Genomic DNA, 15,090 nt, shown 5'->3' on the forward strand with positions numbered 1-15,090 from the left:
TCAGAGGGACAAGTCTTGCAGATGCAGCCGCGACGGTTGTGGTGTCAGGCCGGTTTTGGCGTGGTCCGGGCAATCCGGGTTGTAGTGCAGCCCGCGGGATTCGCGACGCATGCGCGCCGCCTTGACGGTCAAGCGGGCCAGCCTGAGCGCATGCCACAGACTTGCCAGCGCCGTGCTGGGAGCGGCATTGGCGATGACGTTTCGCACTTCGTGCATCAGTGAGTCCAGTTCGCCGGCGGCGGCATCGAGCCCCTCGTCGCGGCGCACTATTGCCACATGCTGGCTCATGACGCTGCGCATGCGAATACGCCATTGCTGAACACGTTCCGCGTCTATCGGCTCACTTCCCGAGGGCGCAGGCGTTGGAGACGCCAGGGCAGGTGCCTCGGCGTGTGCCAGCCTTGCAGCGCAGCTGCGGGCAAAGACCAGACATTCCAGCAGCGAATTGCTGGCCATGCGGTTGGCGCCGTGCAGACCCGTGCAGGCCACTTCCCCGATGGCATACAGATGCGGCACGCTGGAGCATCCGTCCAGGTCGGTGGCAATGCCGCCGCAGCTGTAGTGGGCGGCGGGCACCACGGGAATCGGCTGGCGGGTGATGTCCAGGCCGCGACTCAGGCAGTGGGCGTGAATGGTGGGGAAGTGATGGCGGATGGCCGCTTCGCCCAGGTGTGTCACGTCCAGCCAGACATGGGGTGAGCCGGTGCGTTGCATCTCGGCATCGATGGCGCGGGCGACGATGTCGCGCGGTGCCAGTTCGGCGCGGGGGTCGAGTTCCGGCATGAAGCGGCGTCCGTCGGTGCTGTAGAGTCGCCCGCCTTCGCCGCGCACCGCCTCACTGATCAGAAAGGGCGGGCCCTCCGGATCGTAGAGGCAGGTGGGATGGAACTGCTGGAACTCGAGGTTCATCAGCTCGGCGCCCAGTTCGGCCGCCATCAGCATGCCTTCGCCGCTGGCAGGGTGCGGGCTGGTGGCATGGCGATAGATGCCGCTGGCGCCGCCGGTGGCCAGTACGGTGTCGTTGGCCACCAGTTCCTGCAGCCGGCCTTGCTCGTCCAGGCAGCGTGCGCCGCGGCAGCGGCTCTCGGTGTCCGACAGCAGATCGATGGCCACCAGGTCGTCGCGGATCGTGATGGCGGCATGCGCCTCGGCATGGCGCTTCAGGGTATCCAGCACGGCACGTCCGGTGGCGTCCTCGGCGTGGATGATACGTCGCGTGCCGTGTCCGCCTTCGCGGGTCAGGTGGTAAGGGTAGCTAGCCGTGGGGCTGTCGTCGCGGGTGAAGGGAACGCCGAGCGACAGCAGCCATTCGATGGCTCCCGGGCCTTGCTCGACGGTGAAGCGCACGGCCCGCTCGTCACACAGGCCGTCGCCGGCTACCAGCGTATCCGCTACGTGGGCATCGAAGTCGTCCTGGGGGGAGAGCACTGCGGCAATGCCGCCCTGAGCCCAGCGGCTGGCGCCCTGATCATCGCTGGCGGGGCGCACCAGCGTGACGCGACGCGTCTCGGCGGCATGCAGGGCGAGGGTCAGGCCGGCGACACCGCCGCCGATGACCAGGATGTCATGTTCGCTACGAGCCAGTATGCTTGGGGCCATGCGGGTTCTCGCTGAAGCCTGTTGCATCAGCCAGCTTGGCTCAAAGGTGCCTGAGGTTACAGGGATGAGAGCGGGATAGCGAAGAGCCTGGTGCCCGGAGCCGGGCTCGAACCGGCACGGTGTTGCCACCGAGAGATTTTAAGTCTCTTGCGTCTACCAATTTCGCCATCCGGGCGGCACGGTTTTCGAGCAGGCAGCTGAAAGGGGACAAGAAATGGAGGCTGGAGTCGGAATCGAACCGGCGTACACGGAGTTGCAGTCCGCTGCATAACCACTCTGCCATCCAGCCTCTGGGAGTCGTATTGGCGCGGCAAGGAGATCGATCGGACCGGCGTGCCGGCTCACGACTCTCTCGATACCGCCTCTCCTGGAGCTTGGCTCGCAAGAGATTGGAGCGGGAAAGGAGATTCGAACTCCCGACCCTCGCCTTGGCAAGGCGATGCTCTACCACTGAGCTATTCCCGCTCGACTCGAGAGCGAATTATACGGATAAGCCGCTTAGTGTCAATCACTTGTTGGCGTTCGGTGGTGTCAGGCTACATGGCACGGGATAGATGAGGCCAGGCGGCGCGCAGGTACATCACCATCGACCAGAGCGTCATGATGGCGGCCGCATGCAGGGTCAAGACACCCAGCAACGAGAGCTGGGTGCCGGGGGCAAAGGCCAGCAGCAGCAGCAGGGCGACCATCTGCAATGTGGTCTTGACCTTGCCCAGCCAGGAGACGGCCACTTTGCCGCGCTTGCCCATTTCGGCCATCCATTCGCGCAGTGCCGAAATCACGATCTCACGGCCGATGATGACCAGCGCCGGCAAGGTCAGCCAGATACTGTCGAAGCGCTCGATCAGCAGCGCCAGGGCCACGGCCACCATCAGCTTGTCCGCTACCGGATCGAGAAAGGCGCCGAACGGGGTGGACTGATCCCAGCGGCGGGCCAGGTAGCCGTCTAGCCAGTCGGTCACGGAAGCCAGGGCGAACAGGGCGGCCGCCACCGGCATGCTCCAGGAGTAGGGGAGGTAGAAGAACACCACCAGCAGCGGGATGAAGGCGATTCTTGCCAGCGTCAGGATGTTGGGGATGTTCATTGACGAGAGGTCCTTGCCTAAGGTCAGGAAAGCCGAAGAGGCCCCATTCTATCTGTACCGGGCGTCATCATCCATGCAAGGAGCGATGAATCGCTTCGGCCAGTGCGGCGCTGATGCCGGGAACCCGGGCCAACTCCTCGCGGCTGGCCTGCTTGACCCCCTGCAGCCCGCCGAAGAAGCGCAGCAGTTCGCGTCGGCGTTTGGGGCCGATACCGGCAATGCCTTCCAGGGCGGAGCTGCGGCGGGCCTTGTCACGGCGGTTGCGGTGTCCGGTGATGGCAAAGCGGTGGGCTTCGTCGCGCACGTGTTGAATCAGGTGCAGCGCAGGTGAGGATGCCGGTAGGTCGAGTGTGCGATCGATGGTTTCGATGAACAGTGTCTCGAGGCCGGCCTTGCGGGTGGTGCCTTTGGCCACGCCGAGCAGCAGGATGTTGCCGACTCCCAGCTCGGCAAGGACCTCGCGGGCCAGGTTGAGCTGCCCCTTGCCGCCGTCCAGCAGCAGGATGTCCGGGGCGATGCCTTCGCCTTCGGCAAGACGCCGAAAGCGCCTGCCGAGCGCCTGACGCATGGCGGCGTAGTCGTCGCCCGCGGTTTCTCCCTCAATGTTGAAGCGACGGTAATCGGACTTGCGTGGTCCGTTGCGGTCGAATACCACGCAGGAGGCCACGGTGGCCTCGCCGTGGCTGTGGCTGATGTCGAAGCATTCGAGCCGCTCCGGCGGGGCGGGGAGTCCCAGCGCGGTCTGCAGTGAATGGAAACGTCGCTCGAGTTCGCCCTGGCTGGCCAGGCGGCTGCCGAGTTGCTGTTCGGCATTGGTTCTGGCCAGCTCCAGCCACTGGCTGCGGTGGCCGCGCACCCTGTGGGTGACCCGTACGCGCCGCTCGGCGCGACTGCTCAGCGCACTTTCCAGGATATCGCTGTCGGGCAGCGGTAGGCTGCCGATCACCTCGCGCGGTATCTCGCGTCCCTGGCCCAGGTAGTACTGACTGACGAATTCGCCCAGCAGCTCAGCGGGATCGAGCCCCAGGCCATTGTCCGGCGCGTGATGGCGAGCGCCCAGTAGCCGCCCCTGACGAACCGCCAATACGGAGATGCACAGCGCTCCTTCGCGTTCGGCCAGGGCGAAGATGTCGGCGTCGCCGCCTTCGGTGTCGACGAACTGGCGGTGCTGTAGCTGGCGCAGGTGCTGGATCTGGTCGCGCAGGCGGGCCGCGTCTTCGAAGGCCAGATTGCGGCTGGCTGTCTCCATGGCCTCGGTCAGCTCCTGGGTGACCTGCTCGCTGCGCCCTTCGAGGCACATCACCGCGTGCTCCAGGTCGCGACGGTAATCGACTTCACCGATATAGCCCACGCAGGGCGCGCTGCAGCGCTGGATCTGATACTGCAGGCAGGGCCGCGTACGATGGGCAAAGACACTGTCTTCGCAGTTGCGGATGCGAAAGATCTTCTGCATCAGCGACAGGCTTTCGCGCACGGCGCCACTGCTGGGATAGGGGCCGAGGTAACGGCCATCCTCATGGCGCCGACGGGCTCGTTTGTATTCGAGCGCCGGAAACGGATGGCGATCGGTGACGAAGACGAAGGGGTATGACTTGTCGTCGCGCAGCAGGATGTTATATGGCGGACGCAGCTCCTTGATCAGGGTCTGCTCGAGCAGCAGCGCCTCGATTTCGCTGCGCGTGACCGTCACTTGCACATCGGCGATGCGCGACACCATGGCCTGGGTCTTGGCATTGAGCGCGCCGCGGAAGTAACTGGCCAAGCGGGCCTTCAGGCGCTTGGCCTTGCCTACGTAGAGCGTATCGCCATGCTCGTCCAGCATGCGGTAGATGCCCGGCGACTGGGTGAGGTTGGCGAGGAACTGGCGTGAATCGAAGCTCATGCTGCTAGCATACCAGACGCCTGCTCAGTTGGAGGGAGTGGTGTCGAACCCCTCTACCAGGCCGTGCTTCAGTCCCAGGTGCGTCAGCTCCACGTCGGTTTCGACGCCGAGCTTCTCAAAGATCCGGTAGCGATAGGTGTTGACGGTCTTGGGGCTGAGGAACAGCCGATCGGAGATCTCCGAGACCCGCTGGCAGTTGACGATCATCATGGCGACCTGAAGCTCGCGCTGGGAGAGCTTGTCGAACGGATTTTCCTCGGAATCGAAGCGTGACAGCACCAGCCGCTGAGCGATGTCGGGGCTGATGTAGCGGTGGCCGGCAAATACGCTGCGAATGGCCTCGACCATGTCCTCCACCTGGGTATCCTTGCTGATGAATCCCCCGGCACCGGCTTCGAGCATGCGCTGAGCGAAATTGTCCTCCATGAAGCCGGTCAGGGCCAGAATGCGTACGTCTTCATTGTTGCGCATGATCTTGTGTGTGGCCTCGAGCCCACCGATGCCAGGCATGCGCAAGTCCATCAGTACCACGTCCGGCTCGAGCGTGCGGCACAGCGTGACGGCTTCTTCGCCGCTGGCGGCTTCGCCCAGCACTTCTATGTCTTCTTCGTTCTCCAGCAGGCGAGCGAGGCTGGTACGAACCAGGTGATGGTCATCGACAATGAGCACCTTGATCAAGCTGACATTCCTCGTCATTACGGCGGCTGCCGCCAGGCAGGGGCCGCAGGCTCGTGATCGGATTCCGCGATGCTATCGAGTGAACCCACGTAGTCCTGGGCAAGCTTGCCATACTCGCCCGACAAGGGAAATTGAATGAGTATCCGCTTTCCATGGTATTTCTCAACGAAGGCCGTCATCAATGTTCAGGTATTGACGAAGCTGCGTGTGGCGAGTAAGATTTGCCTCGTTCTCGCAAGGCGAGTGCACGTGGGGCCTTAGCTCAGCTGGGAGAGCGCAACACTGGCAGTGTTGAGGTCAGCGGTTCGATCCCGCTAGGCTCCACCAACAAGCTTTTACGAATCAGCCGCTTGGCGCATCGCGCCAGGCGGCTTTTTCATGTGCCCGAAAAACTTCCGAAAACTCTCCTATACCCTCGACCATGGCGGAGGGGTGTTTCTTACAGTCTTGTCCAGCAGGCCTTCGTTCCGAGGTCGGTGCTTTGTCGTGTTCGTCGCTGCGGCCCTTGGCGATTCGTCGGTTTCTTTCGGTATTGACTACGTTGAGGGCAGGGTGGGCCTGCGTCCCGGCATGTCCGGACGTTGTGGCTCACAGGCTATTCGTCTTCAGGGAGGAAATGGAATGCAGCTGCGAGACTTGCGCAATTCAGTAGTCGTGCTGACAGGGGCTTCCAGCGGTATAGGTCGGGCGACGGCCTACGAGTTTGCCCGCTGTGGGGCGGCGCTGTTCCTGGCCGGGCGTGATCGTCACGCCCTTCACGACGTTGCCGAGACGTGTCATCGCCTGGGCGGTCAGGCGCGTATCGTCGTGGCCGACGTCAGCAACAGCGACGACATGGCCCGTCTGGCGGAGAGTGCCGTCGACCTGGCCGGTCGCATCGATATTTGGGTCAACAACGCTGGGGTCGGCGCGCTGGGACCGTTCGAGGAGGTGCCGCTCGACGTCCACGAGCAGGTGGTGCAGACCGACTTGCTGGGCGGGTTGCGCGGTGCTCATGCGGTGCTACCACACTTCAAGCGCCAGGGCCGCGGCATCCTGATCAACAATATCTCGTTGGGTGGCTGGGCGCCGCAGCCCTATGCCGCTTCCTACAGTGCCGCCAAGTTCGGCCTGCGGGCCTTTGCCGACAGCCTGCGTGGCGAACTCCGGCAGTGGCCCGAGCTGCACGTCTGCAACGTCTATCCTTCCGTCATGGACACGCCGGGGTTCCGTGACGGTGGCAACTTTACCGGCCGTGCTATCAAACCGGTGCCCCCGGTCTACGATCCCCGGCGCACGGCGAAGGCCATCGTGGGGCTGGCCAGGCGTCCGCGCCACAGCGCCTACGTCGGCTTGCCCGCGATACTCTCGCTGCTTGCGCGCTTCGTACCAGGCTACAGCATTCTCAATGCCGCGCTGGTCGATGGCTCGGTGCGTCGTGCCAGACCAATTCCCCGCTCTTCGGGCAATCTGTTCCAGCCACCCGGGGGGGAGCGTCGGATCGACGGCGGCTATCGCTCATCGAGGCTGCGCCAGGGTGTTCTGGTAGCGGCTTCGGCCACTGCCGCCCTGATGGTGGGGCGCTGGTTGGCAGGGAAGCGCTGAAGGCGTTGCTGTTGCCGTGTGGTTGCGCTGGTGGCCACCTGTTTTCCACAATCAGTAGTGTCTCACTGGAAAAAAGGAGGTTCTTGTGAGCGATACCGATCTGGGTGCCATGGATGCTGGCCAGCTGAGAGAGCTGTTCGAGAGTGGCAAGGCGTCGCCGTTGGAAGCGACACGCGCGGCGCTGGAGCGCATCGAGCGCTTCAACGAAGCTGTCAATGCCTATGTACTGGTCGACCGGGAAGGCGCCGAAGCCGCTGCCGAGGCGTCGAGCAAGCGCTGGCAGGCAGGGCGGCCGCTGAGCGCGTTAGACGGTATTCCCGTGTCGTTGAAGGATTTGACCGAATCGATCGGTTTGCCGGCGCGCAAAGGGTCGTTGACGGTGTCGGACGCCCCCTGCGAGCAGGACTCGCCGCCGGCCCGCATGCTCCGCGAGGCCGGTGCGGTGATTCTGGGCAAGACCAATACGCCGGAGTTCGGGTGGAAGGCCATCACCGACAATCGTGTCTTCGGGGCCACCGCCAATCCGTGGGATACGCGGCTGACGCCGGGGGGCTCGTCCGGTGGCGCCGCTGTCGCTGCGGCGCTCAACATGGGCGTGCTTCACCAGGGAGGCGATTCGGGCGGCTCGATCCGCATACCCGCCTCGTTTACCGGCGTGTTCGGCTTCAAGCCCACCTTCGGCTGGGTGCCGGAGTGGCCTCGGTCCAAAGAGCCGACGCTCTCCCACCTTGGGCCGCTGACGCGAACCGTGGCCGATGCGGTGCGCATGCTGAACGTGATGGGGCGCTACGATTATCGCGATCCCTACGCCCTACGCGGTCAGCCTGCCGATTGGGGGGAGGAGCTGGGTCAGGACATCGAGGGCATGCGCATCGCCTTTTCGCCTACCCTGGGCTATGCCCGGGTGGAGCCGGAGGTCGCCGAGTGCGTGCGTCAGGCCGCCCATCGTCTGGAAGCGCTAGGGGCTGTGGTGGAGGAGGTCGATCCCGGCTTCGAGTTGCCTATCCGCATCTTCAATACTCTTTGGTTCACCGCTTCGCTTGCCGTCTATCGCGAGCACAGTGAACGCCAGCGACGGCTGCTGGACAGTGGCCTGGTATCGGATGCGAAGCGGGCGGAACGGCTCAGTGCACTTGACATGTTCTATGCGCTCAGGGATCGGGCGCGGCTGACGGAGGGGCTCGAGCACTTCAACCAGCGCTATCACCTGGTGATGACACCTTCGGTGGCAGTGCGCCCCTTCCCCCTTCATCACGATGTGCCGCCGGGCAGCGGCATGCGCGACTGGGCGGAGTGGGCGCCGTTCTCCTATCCCTTCAATCTCAGCCAGCAGCCGGCCGCTTCCATTCCCTGCGGCTTCACGCCGGATGGTCTGCCGGTCGGTTTCCAGTTGGCCGGTGGCAAGCATGACGACGCACGCGTGCTGCGCGTCAGCCAGGCTTACCTGGCGGCCTACCCACCCACCTTTCCCGAGCGGCCGAAGCAGGTGTGAGAGCGATCCGAGGAGTGACGTGTCACTCCTCGGGAGGCTGGTGTTCGGTGAGCCATGCTGACAACGCTTTGGCGCTCATGGCGGGGCAGTACAGGTCGCCCTGGACCAGGCGAGCGGAGGTGGCTTCCATGTCGGTCGCTACCGTTTCGTCATCGACGCCGACGATCACAGGCTCAATGCCGAGGGAGTTGAGCATGCGGCATGATGCCTCGACCAAGCGTCTTCCATCGCGATGCGCGCGTGCCAGCCGTGCGTCGACGGTCGCTTTGTGAAAGGGCAGCCGCGACAGCCAGGCAATATCCACCGGGGTGCTGCCGAGCTCCTCGACGGCAAGGCGGATGCCCAGCTGTTCGAGCCGCTTGAGCATGTGGGCGGCCATGTCCAGGTCGTTGCCCAGCCCCTGGGCGGGCACCTTGAGGGTCAGCCAATCGAATGACGTCGTGTCCAGATGCCTCAGGAAATGGTCCAGGGGACGACTATCGAAGGTGTCCTGCGCCAGGTGTGCCTCGCACAGGTGCAGAGAGATCGGCAGTTGGGCCAGGGGCGAAGCGTCGTCGCTCCACTGGCGATGGTCGGCGATGACCGCCTGGATCATCCAGCGGTTGAGGCGAACACCGAGCCCCAGCCGTGCAATCACGTCGAGGTAATGGTTTGGTGATTGTTGCCAGCGTTCGGGATGCTTCCAGTGCAGCATGGCTTCCAGGCCGGTACAGCGCAGCGAGTTGCGATCGAACTCGGGCTGGTAGTGCAGCGCGAAATGCCGGTCCGGCAGGTGGATGGCTTCGCTCAACTGACTCTCGAGCCGGTACTTCTCTTTCAGGCGTGAGGTCAGGCGGTGGTCGACGAAGGCCAGTCGCCCGGGTCCCTTCTTGCGAGCCATGAACATGGCGCTACGCGCAGCCTGGATCAGTGTCTCGACATCCTCTGCATCGCCAGGGTACAGCGCTACGCCGATCGAAGAGGTCAGCAGCAGGTATCGATCCTCGCTGGTGAAAGGTGGCTCCAGGGCCTCCTGCAGTCGCTCCGCCACGACCTGGGCTGCCTCGGCGGTACCGTCCTTCTCCAGTAGCACCACGAATTGGTCGCTGCCGAGTCGGGCTAGGGTGTCCTTGCTGCGTACCTCTTGCTGCAGCCGTCGGGCGATCTCGCCCAGTATGCGGTCCCCTTCGATATGCCCCACCGCATCATTGATCGCCTTGAAGCGGTCGATATCGATGAATAGCAGGGCGAGCGTAGTGTCGACACGCTCCGCCTGGGCCAGAGCGTGGTCGAGGCGATCCCGTAGCAGCAACCAGTTGGGCAGACCGGTCATCGGGTCGATGTGTATCCAGTGGTGATCGTCCAGCAGCTCGCCACTCGGCGTAGTGAGGCGCACGAAAGAGTAGAGGCGGCCGCGCGGGTTGCTTCGTTCGTCGAGCAGAGTGTCGACCAGCATCAGAACCGGTACCGACTCGCCGTCGCTCTGACGGCACAGTACTTCCTGTTGCCAGGAGAGTGCCGTGGCCTGGGCGCTGTCTCCCGAGGTGGGGAGGCGCGAAAATGGGCGCAGGGAAACGAAAAAATGCTCGATCGGCCAGCCGGTCGTCTCTGCTCTGTCGCTGCCGGCGATACGGCAGAAGGCGTCGTTGACCATCGTGATGCGCCCGTCGGCATCGGTGATGACCATGCCGGTCTGGCTCTGCTCGAAGGCATCCTTCACCAGCCGGGCGGGGTGCTGGGCTAAGGGCTTGGCCTGTTTGCCCGGTGGGCGGTTACCGTGATGGTTCATTTATGTGTTGTCACCAATGTGTTCCTGCTTTGGAGTTATATCGTCCTCATGGGACTGAACTTGAGGGCGTGAGGCCTTCCGTTGAGAGGGAAAATGCGTCATTGGGTAACATTGTTCGATCTTCCCTCAAGGCTCAAATTCGCTTTGGATGTGCCGATAAGAGAGAAATAGAAATCTGCTTCCCAATACGCGGGGCTGCCAGGGGAAGGCGGCACAACCTGTCTGATCGGCACGGCAGGCGCCATCCACCTTGACTGAGGACATATACTTGCACGTACCGGCGCGTATCGGGGTTCTGGCTCGCTCGATCTGCTCGCTGCAGGGGCGTCTGCTGGCGGGCCTGGCCATGACCTGGTTAGTCATCGTTGGTCTGGTTCTGCTGCTGGCCTGGCAGTTCGGCAAGGGGCTCGTCGACGATGCCAATCTGGCGCATCTGCGTTACGAATCGCAGCTGATTGCCAACGATCTCTCCGAGGAGGTCGAGCGCAGGCTGCGTGCCTTGGAGCGGCTCGAGCAGGGGTTGCGTAATGTAGCGGCAAACGAGGTGCCGGCACGGCTGGAGAACGCCCAGGTATTGCTGGAATGGTTCGAGGGGCTGATGGTCGCCGATGCCGATGGGCGTGTCGTGGCCGATTGGCCCATCGTGCCGGGTCGCTCAGGGCTGGAAACCGCAACGACGGAGTATTTCCGCATGCTGCGCCATTCGCCCTGGCCCTATGTGAGTCAGCCGTTCACCGGCCGGGCCAGCGGTGACTCTCTGGTGTTGATGCTGGTACCTCGCTTCGACGAACAAGGCGCCTTCAATGGCGTGGTAGGGGGGATGATCAACCTCACCCATGGTGGTCTTTTTCGCCGCCTCGAGGAGATTCGGCTGGGCGATGCCGGCTATGTATCGGTCTTCACTGCCGCCGGTGAAGCGCTTTTTCATCCCCGTCGCGTCCGGGCATCGGCGTCTGGTCGGTCATTGGCGAGCGACACCGACACTTTGCAGAAGGCGCTGGATGGCTGGCAGGGGGAAGCCATTGGGTCGAGCGGGGAGGGCATTGCGATGCTGATGGCCTATCGCCAGATTTGGCCGGCAAACTGGATCGTCAAGGTAGCCATTCCTCAAGCCCAGGTTCAAGAGCCGCTGGGCGACTTTCTGGCACGCTTGTGGTGGGCCTGGCTGGTTCTAGCCATCTTGATGCTGATTACCATGCGCTGGTTGGTTAGGCGGCTGCTAAGGCCCCTGCATCGTCTGGAGCGGCAGATTGCGCAGGTCGGCGCGGGAGAGCGGCGCTATCTCGAGCTCTCGACCAACATGCACGAGCTGCGCCAAGTGGCCGGCAGCTTCAACCGTCTGGAGCATGAGCGGCTTGCCGCCCTGGAGCATCTGCGCGATCGTCAGGCTTTTCTCGATGCCGTACTCGGCTCGACGCCCATCGGCATGTTCGTGGCGGACCTGGAAGGGCGTCTCAATTATCTGAACCCGGCGCTGCTCGAGCTGCTTGGCCTCGAAGAGACGCATGAAGCTCGCGACTGGTGGGAGCGAATCCACCCCGACGACCGTCGTGGCACCGAGGACATGTGGCGCTACACCTTGACCACCGGCAGCGACTTCGTACGGCAGCTGCGCTTCCTGCACCCCGACGGCGTGACGCTGTGGGTCGAGGTTCACGCCAGCCAGGTGCTGGGCAATGATCAGCCGCTGGGCTTCGTGGGCATGGCCAAGGACATTACCGAACGGCGGCAGCAGGAGGCGCTGCAACGCTGGGAGGCCGAGCACGATCCGCTGACGGGGCTGCTCAATCGGCGCGGGTTCGAACGGCGTCTGGAAGAGGCGCTGGCCGAGTACTCCAAGACTGGCACCCCCTCCGTGCTGATCCTGTTCGATCTCGACCACTTCAAGCCGATCAATGACGAAGGCGGTCACGCCCTGGGTGACGAGATGCTGCGACGCGTCGCTCAAGTGGTGGCGTGGGAGGTGCGGCGCAGCGACCATGTGGCCCGCCAGGGTGGGGATGAGTTTGCCGTGCTGTTACCCAGCTGTACGCTCAAGCAGGCGGGAGAAATCGCCGAATCGCTGCGGCGCGCCGTTTCCGAGGTCACCGTCAGCAACGCCGGCAAGACCTACAGCATCACGTTGAGTATGGGGGTCACGTCACTTCGGGAGGGCGACGACTCTATCGAGTCCGTGTTCGCGCGAGCCGATCGGGCCAGCTACCAGGCCAAGGCCGACGGTCGCAACTCCGTGGTAGTCACCGCCTCGGACGACGATCTGATCGATAGCCTGTGGTGAAGTGGCCTGTAGTGATGAGGAGGCTGTGGTGATGTGCAGGCATGACGCCCGTATGCAACATGTGGGCGGTTTCACGGGCGGACGGGGGCTAAGGGCAAGTAAATTGCGAAGACGAAGAGGTCGCCGCTGCTGGCGTATCAGACCGAGGCGTTGATGCGCCCTGTCTGTGCCGCGACACGACCGCTGGCGCGGTACACGGTTTTCTCTGCGGCCTGATGAATGAAATCGAGCAGGCGTGTGTTCTGCTCCATGCGCAAGGCAACGAGCTCGCCGTTCAGCGTATTGAGGCGCTGAGCTTCGCGGGTCATTTCCAGCGTCTGCATCCAAGCCTCTTCGCAGCCTGCATCCAGCGCTGCCTGATGGGCGCCCGCGGCACCATCGGCATAGCCCAGACGGTGCTGAACGCCTTGGCGTAGCTTTTCGCTCGCTTCCAGGCGGGCCAGCAGCGCTTGCTTGCGCTGGGCAACTTCGGCGAGGGTCTCGCTTTCGATATCGGCGCTGGCCAGTAGTGCTCGTTCGCGCATGAGCAGTTCGGTGAACTCGCTCAGACGCTGCTGCTGTTCCATCAGAAGCTTGGCCAGACTCATGCCTTGCGACTCTCGGCAGACAAGGATTCAATCAGCGAATCGGCTATGCGCTCGGCACGGATCTCCAGACGACCCTCGCGGATGGCTTCGCGAATTTCCTCGACACGCGCCTTGTCGATATCGCGGGAGGCGTCGGTAGTCTTCTGACTCAGATGCGTGGCAGCCGAAGGACCGGGGTCCTGCTGCCCCGAGGGGGTAGCGCCCTTGACCGGTTGAGCTTCCTCGCGCGGTTGTGTCTGGGTCGGGCGAGTCAGGGGATTCTGGTTGTTGATCTTCACGTTAATGGCCTCATGACCGAATGCTTTTACCTGCTATCGGCAGGGCGAGGAATAACTTTAGCCTAATTTTCGGCACGCGTTTCCCGGGCGAAGCTGCCCATACCCGTTCGGGAGCTCGAGGTGCGACGGCCCATGTCAGAAGTCTACGACAAGGGTGCCTTCTCCGACCACCTCGGCAGTCATGATCTCGCGGCTGTCGAAACGAACCCGAATACGATCGCCAAGCGCGCCAGGCTCCAGTGCTTGCCCCTCGCGGGCGATGCGAAACCCGCTTCCCCGGGCCTCGACCACCACCCGCTGATTTCTCTCCACCAGCGGCAGGCTGCGGAACTGATGCTCCAGCAGCGGCTGCCTTGGGCTGAGCGCCCGCGTTGCCACTTGCCCGACGATCCGATCGATCTCGAGCAGGGTGCGGTTCGGTAGTTCGGCCAGATTCCCCGACTGCATGACCAGATGCTCACGCCGCACCGTCTCTCCGGCAGAGAGGGGGGTGTCGAGCACGGGGTATTCGCCGATCACGCCGACTTCGGCCTGCAGGTAGCGCACCTGGCGGCCATCGTCGCCGCAGCGTACGCCGACGGAAATGCGGCCCAGCGGCACTTCGCCGGGGCGTGTCAGGAAGGGGGCGGGCGATTCGCAGGTGGGTAGCCGTGCGGAAGGAGGGCGTAGCTCGATGATGAGTTCATCGCCCAGCGCGCTGGCCTGCTCATGGAGAAAGCCGTGCACGGCTTGCAGCAGTTCGCCGTCGTCGGCCGAAGCGGCCGGCAGCGACAGCAGGCCGGCCAGCAGTGTCGGTAGCAGCAGGACTAAGCGGGTAAGGCGCATGAGGCGGGGCCATCCAGCATGGGTAATGGCAGGATTCTAGCTGGCCCCGATGGGCTGAAACAGCGGAAATGAGCGAGGAAAAGGGGCCTGTTTCTGCCATTGATGTGACAAGCGCGTCGTTACTCTTCAACCTCAAGAAGTTCCGTATGTCTTCAATCAGGATTTCGCACGGGGAGCGCCGGCATGATCGACCAGCTCGAGGCCGCCTTTAATTACCACCAGCAGGCGCTGGGGCTACGCCAGCAGCGCCACCAGGTGCTGGCGAGCAACATCGCCAACGCCGATACACCCAACTACAAGGCCCGCGACTTCGACTTCGCCAGCGAACTCAAGAAGGCGGTCGAGCAGGGGCGTACGTCCAGCGGTGGACTCTCGCTGGCGCGAACCTCCGAGCGCCATCTGGCGGGGCAGGGCATGTCGGCGTCCAGGCAGGAGCTGCTCTACCGCATACCCGACCAGCCCAGTCTGGACGGCAACACCGTGGACATGGATCGCGAACGTACCCAGTTCGCCGACAACGCGGTGCGCTACCAGGCGGCACTGACCATCATGAACAGCCGGATCCAGGGGCTGAAGAACGCCATGCAGCCGGAATAACAGGCCGGATCAAAGGAAGAGAGATCTTACCATGTCGATGTTTTCCGTGTTCGATATCGCCGGCTCGGCCATGAGCGCCCAGTCCCAGCGCATGAACGTCACCGCCAGCAACCTGGCCAATGCCGACAGCGTGGCCGGCCCCGACGGTCAGGCCTATCGTGCCAAGCAGGTGCTGTTCGAGTCGCGCCTGGGGGGGCACGGCATCGGCGGTGTGGGCGTGCGTGAAGTGATCGAGGACCCTTCGCCCATGCGTATGGAGTATCGTCCCGAGCATCCGCTGGCCAACGAAGAGGGCTACGTGACGATGCCCAACGTCGAGCCGGTCCATGAAATGGTCAACATGATTTCGGCCTCGCGCTCCTACCAGGCCAATGTGGAAGTGATGAACACGAGCAAGCAAATGATGCTCAAGACACTGACCCTGGGTGAGGGCTGAT

Annotated in this window: 13 protein-coding genes and 4 tRNA genes; 6 read left to right on the top strand and 11 right to left on the bottom strand. The window is 63.6% G+C overall.

Annotated elements, in window-relative coordinates; all coding sequences use genetic code 11:
• The 7 genes from nadB to uvrY form a co-directional block, all read right to left on the bottom strand.
• Positions 1–1,599, bottom strand: coding sequence for an L-aspartate oxidase (gene nadB / locus HOP58_RS06510; protein WP_234259862.1), 1,599 nt, complete (start codon positions 1,597–1,599; stop codon positions 1–3).
• A gap of 88 nt (positions 1,600–1,687) precedes the next feature.
• Positions 1,688–1,774 (bottom strand) — tRNA-Leu (locus tag HOP58_RS06515).
• Between the two features lie 40 nt (positions 1,775–1,814).
• A tRNA-Cys gene (locus tag HOP58_RS06520) sits at positions 1,815–1,888 on the bottom strand.
• A gap of 101 nt (positions 1,889–1,989) precedes the next feature.
• A tRNA-Gly gene (locus HOP58_RS06525) sits at positions 1,990–2,064 on the bottom strand.
• Positions 2,065–2,135: 71 nt separating this feature from the next.
• Positions 2,136–2,684, bottom strand: a complete 549-nt coding sequence (gene pgsA / locus HOP58_RS06530) for a CDP-diacylglycerol--glycerol-3-phosphate 3-phosphatidyltransferase (protein WP_086508806.1) — start codon at positions 2,682–2,684, stop codon at positions 2,136–2,138.
• A 67-nt stretch (positions 2,685–2,751) separates the two neighbouring features.
• Positions 2,752–4,566, bottom strand: coding sequence for an excinuclease ABC subunit UvrC (gene uvrC / locus HOP58_RS06535; protein ID WP_103968259.1), 1,815 nt, complete (start codon positions 4,564–4,566; stop codon positions 2,752–2,754).
• A 24-nt stretch (positions 4,567–4,590) separates the two neighbouring features.
• A complete protein-coding gene (gene uvrY / locus HOP58_RS06540) occupies positions 4,591–5,244 on the bottom strand; it encodes a UvrY/SirA/GacA family response regulator transcription factor (protein ID WP_234246787.1) in 654 nt (217 codons plus the stop codon).
• A 251-nt stretch (positions 5,245–5,495) separates the two neighbouring features.
• Here uvrY and HOP58_RS06545 point away from each other — a divergent pair.
• From HOP58_RS06545 to HOP58_RS06555, 3 genes are all read left to right on the top strand, one after another.
• Positions 5,496–5,571 (top strand) — tRNA-Ala (locus HOP58_RS06545).
• 294 nt (positions 5,572–5,865) lie between these two features.
• Positions 5,866–6,828: an SDR family oxidoreductase gene (locus HOP58_RS06550; RefSeq protein ID WP_234259863.1), complete on the top strand. Its 963-nt coding sequence runs from the start codon at positions 5,866–5,868 to the stop codon at positions 6,826–6,828.
• Between the two features lie 85 nt (positions 6,829–6,913).
• Positions 6,914–8,320, top strand: a complete 1,407-nt coding sequence (locus HOP58_RS06555; RefSeq protein WP_010628996.1) for an amidase — start codon at positions 6,914–6,916, stop codon at positions 8,318–8,320.
• A 22-nt stretch (positions 8,321–8,342) separates the two neighbouring features.
• Here HOP58_RS06555 and HOP58_RS06560 read toward each other — a convergent pair whose 3' ends face one another.
• Positions 8,343–10,088, bottom strand: a complete 1,746-nt coding sequence (locus HOP58_RS06560) for a diguanylate cyclase (RefSeq protein WP_234259864.1) — start codon at positions 10,086–10,088, stop codon at positions 8,343–8,345.
• Between the two features lie 268 nt (positions 10,089–10,356).
• On the opposite strand from HOP58_RS06560, the gene HOP58_RS06565 reads away from it, so the two are divergent.
• Entirely contained in the window at positions 10,357–12,366 is a 2,010-nt protein-coding gene (locus HOP58_RS06565; protein WP_234259865.1) for a diguanylate cyclase, read from the top strand.
• Between the two features lie 137 nt (positions 12,367–12,503).
• Here HOP58_RS06565 and HOP58_RS06570 read toward each other — a convergent pair whose 3' ends face one another.
• The 3 genes from HOP58_RS06570 to flgA form a co-directional block, all read right to left on the bottom strand.
• Entirely contained in the window at positions 12,504–12,953 is a 450-nt protein-coding gene (locus tag HOP58_RS06570) for a flagellar protein FlgN (protein WP_234259866.1), read from the bottom strand.
• On the bottom strand, positions 12,950–13,231 hold the full coding sequence (gene flgM, locus HOP58_RS06575) for a flagellar biosynthesis anti-sigma factor FlgM (protein ID WP_234259867.1): 282 nt from the start codon (positions 13,229–13,231) through the stop codon (positions 12,950–12,952). The genes HOP58_RS06570 and flgM overlap by 4 nt, the downstream gene beginning before the upstream one ends.
• Positions 13,232–13,366: 135 nt before the next feature.
• The gene (flgA, locus tag HOP58_RS06580; RefSeq protein WP_234259868.1) at positions 13,367–14,056 is read right to left on the bottom strand and encodes a flagellar basal body P-ring formation chaperone FlgA; all 690 of its coding nucleotides are present in this window, start codon (positions 14,054–14,056) and stop codon (positions 13,367–13,369) included.
• Positions 14,057–14,239: 183 nt separating this feature from the next.
• Here flgA and flgB point away from each other — a divergent pair, with 183 nt between their 5' ends.
• Positions 14,240–14,653, top strand: coding sequence for a flagellar basal body rod protein FlgB (flgB, locus tag HOP58_RS06585; protein WP_234254750.1), 414 nt, complete (start codon positions 14,240–14,242; stop codon positions 14,651–14,653).
• A gap of 31 nt (positions 14,654–14,684) precedes the next feature.
• Complete coding sequence (flgC, locus tag HOP58_RS06590; RefSeq protein ID WP_234259869.1) at positions 14,685–15,089, top strand: flagellar basal body rod protein FlgC; 405 nt, start codon at positions 14,685–14,687, stop codon at positions 15,087–15,089.
• Position 15,090: the final 1 nt, after the last annotated feature.

It is taken from the genome of Halomonas sp. MCCC 1A11062, from assembly GCF_021404355.1.
GTDB classification, from domain to species: domain Bacteria; phylum Pseudomonadota; class Gammaproteobacteria; order Pseudomonadales; family Halomonadaceae; genus Halomonas; species Halomonas aerodenitrificans.

Coding starts and splice junctions, on each gene's coding strand:
- HOP58_RS06560 (WP_234259864.1), bottom strand. CDS start 10,088: ATGAACCATCACGGTAACCGCCCACCGGGCAAACAGGCCAAGCCCTTA.
- uvrC (WP_103968259.1), bottom strand. CDS start 4,566: ATGAGCTTCGATTCACGCCAGTTCCTCGCCAACCTCACCCAGTCGCCG.
- HOP58_RS06570 (WP_234259866.1), bottom strand. CDS start 12,953: ATGAGTCTGGCCAAGCTTCTGATGGAACAGCAGCAGCGTCTGAGCGAG.
- flgA (WP_234259868.1), bottom strand. CDS start 14,056: ATGCGCCTTACCCGCTTAGTCCTGCTGCTACCGACACTGCTGGCCGGC.
- pgsA (WP_086508806.1), bottom strand. CDS start 2,684: ATGAACATCCCCAACATCCTGACGCTGGCAAGAATCGCCTTCATCCCG.
- HOP58_RS06550 (WP_234259863.1), top strand. CDS start 5,866: ATGCAGCTGCGAGACTTGCGCAATTCAGTAGTCGTGCTGACAGGGGCT.
- nadB (WP_234259862.1), bottom strand. CDS start 1,599: ATGGCCCCAAGCATACTGGCTCGTAGCGAACATGACATCCTGGTCATC.
- flgC (WP_234259869.1), top strand. CDS start 14,685: ATGTCGATGTTTTCCGTGTTCGATATCGCCGGCTCGGCCATGAGCGCC.
- flgB (WP_234254750.1), top strand. CDS start 14,240: ATGATCGACCAGCTCGAGGCCGCCTTTAATTACCACCAGCAGGCGCTG.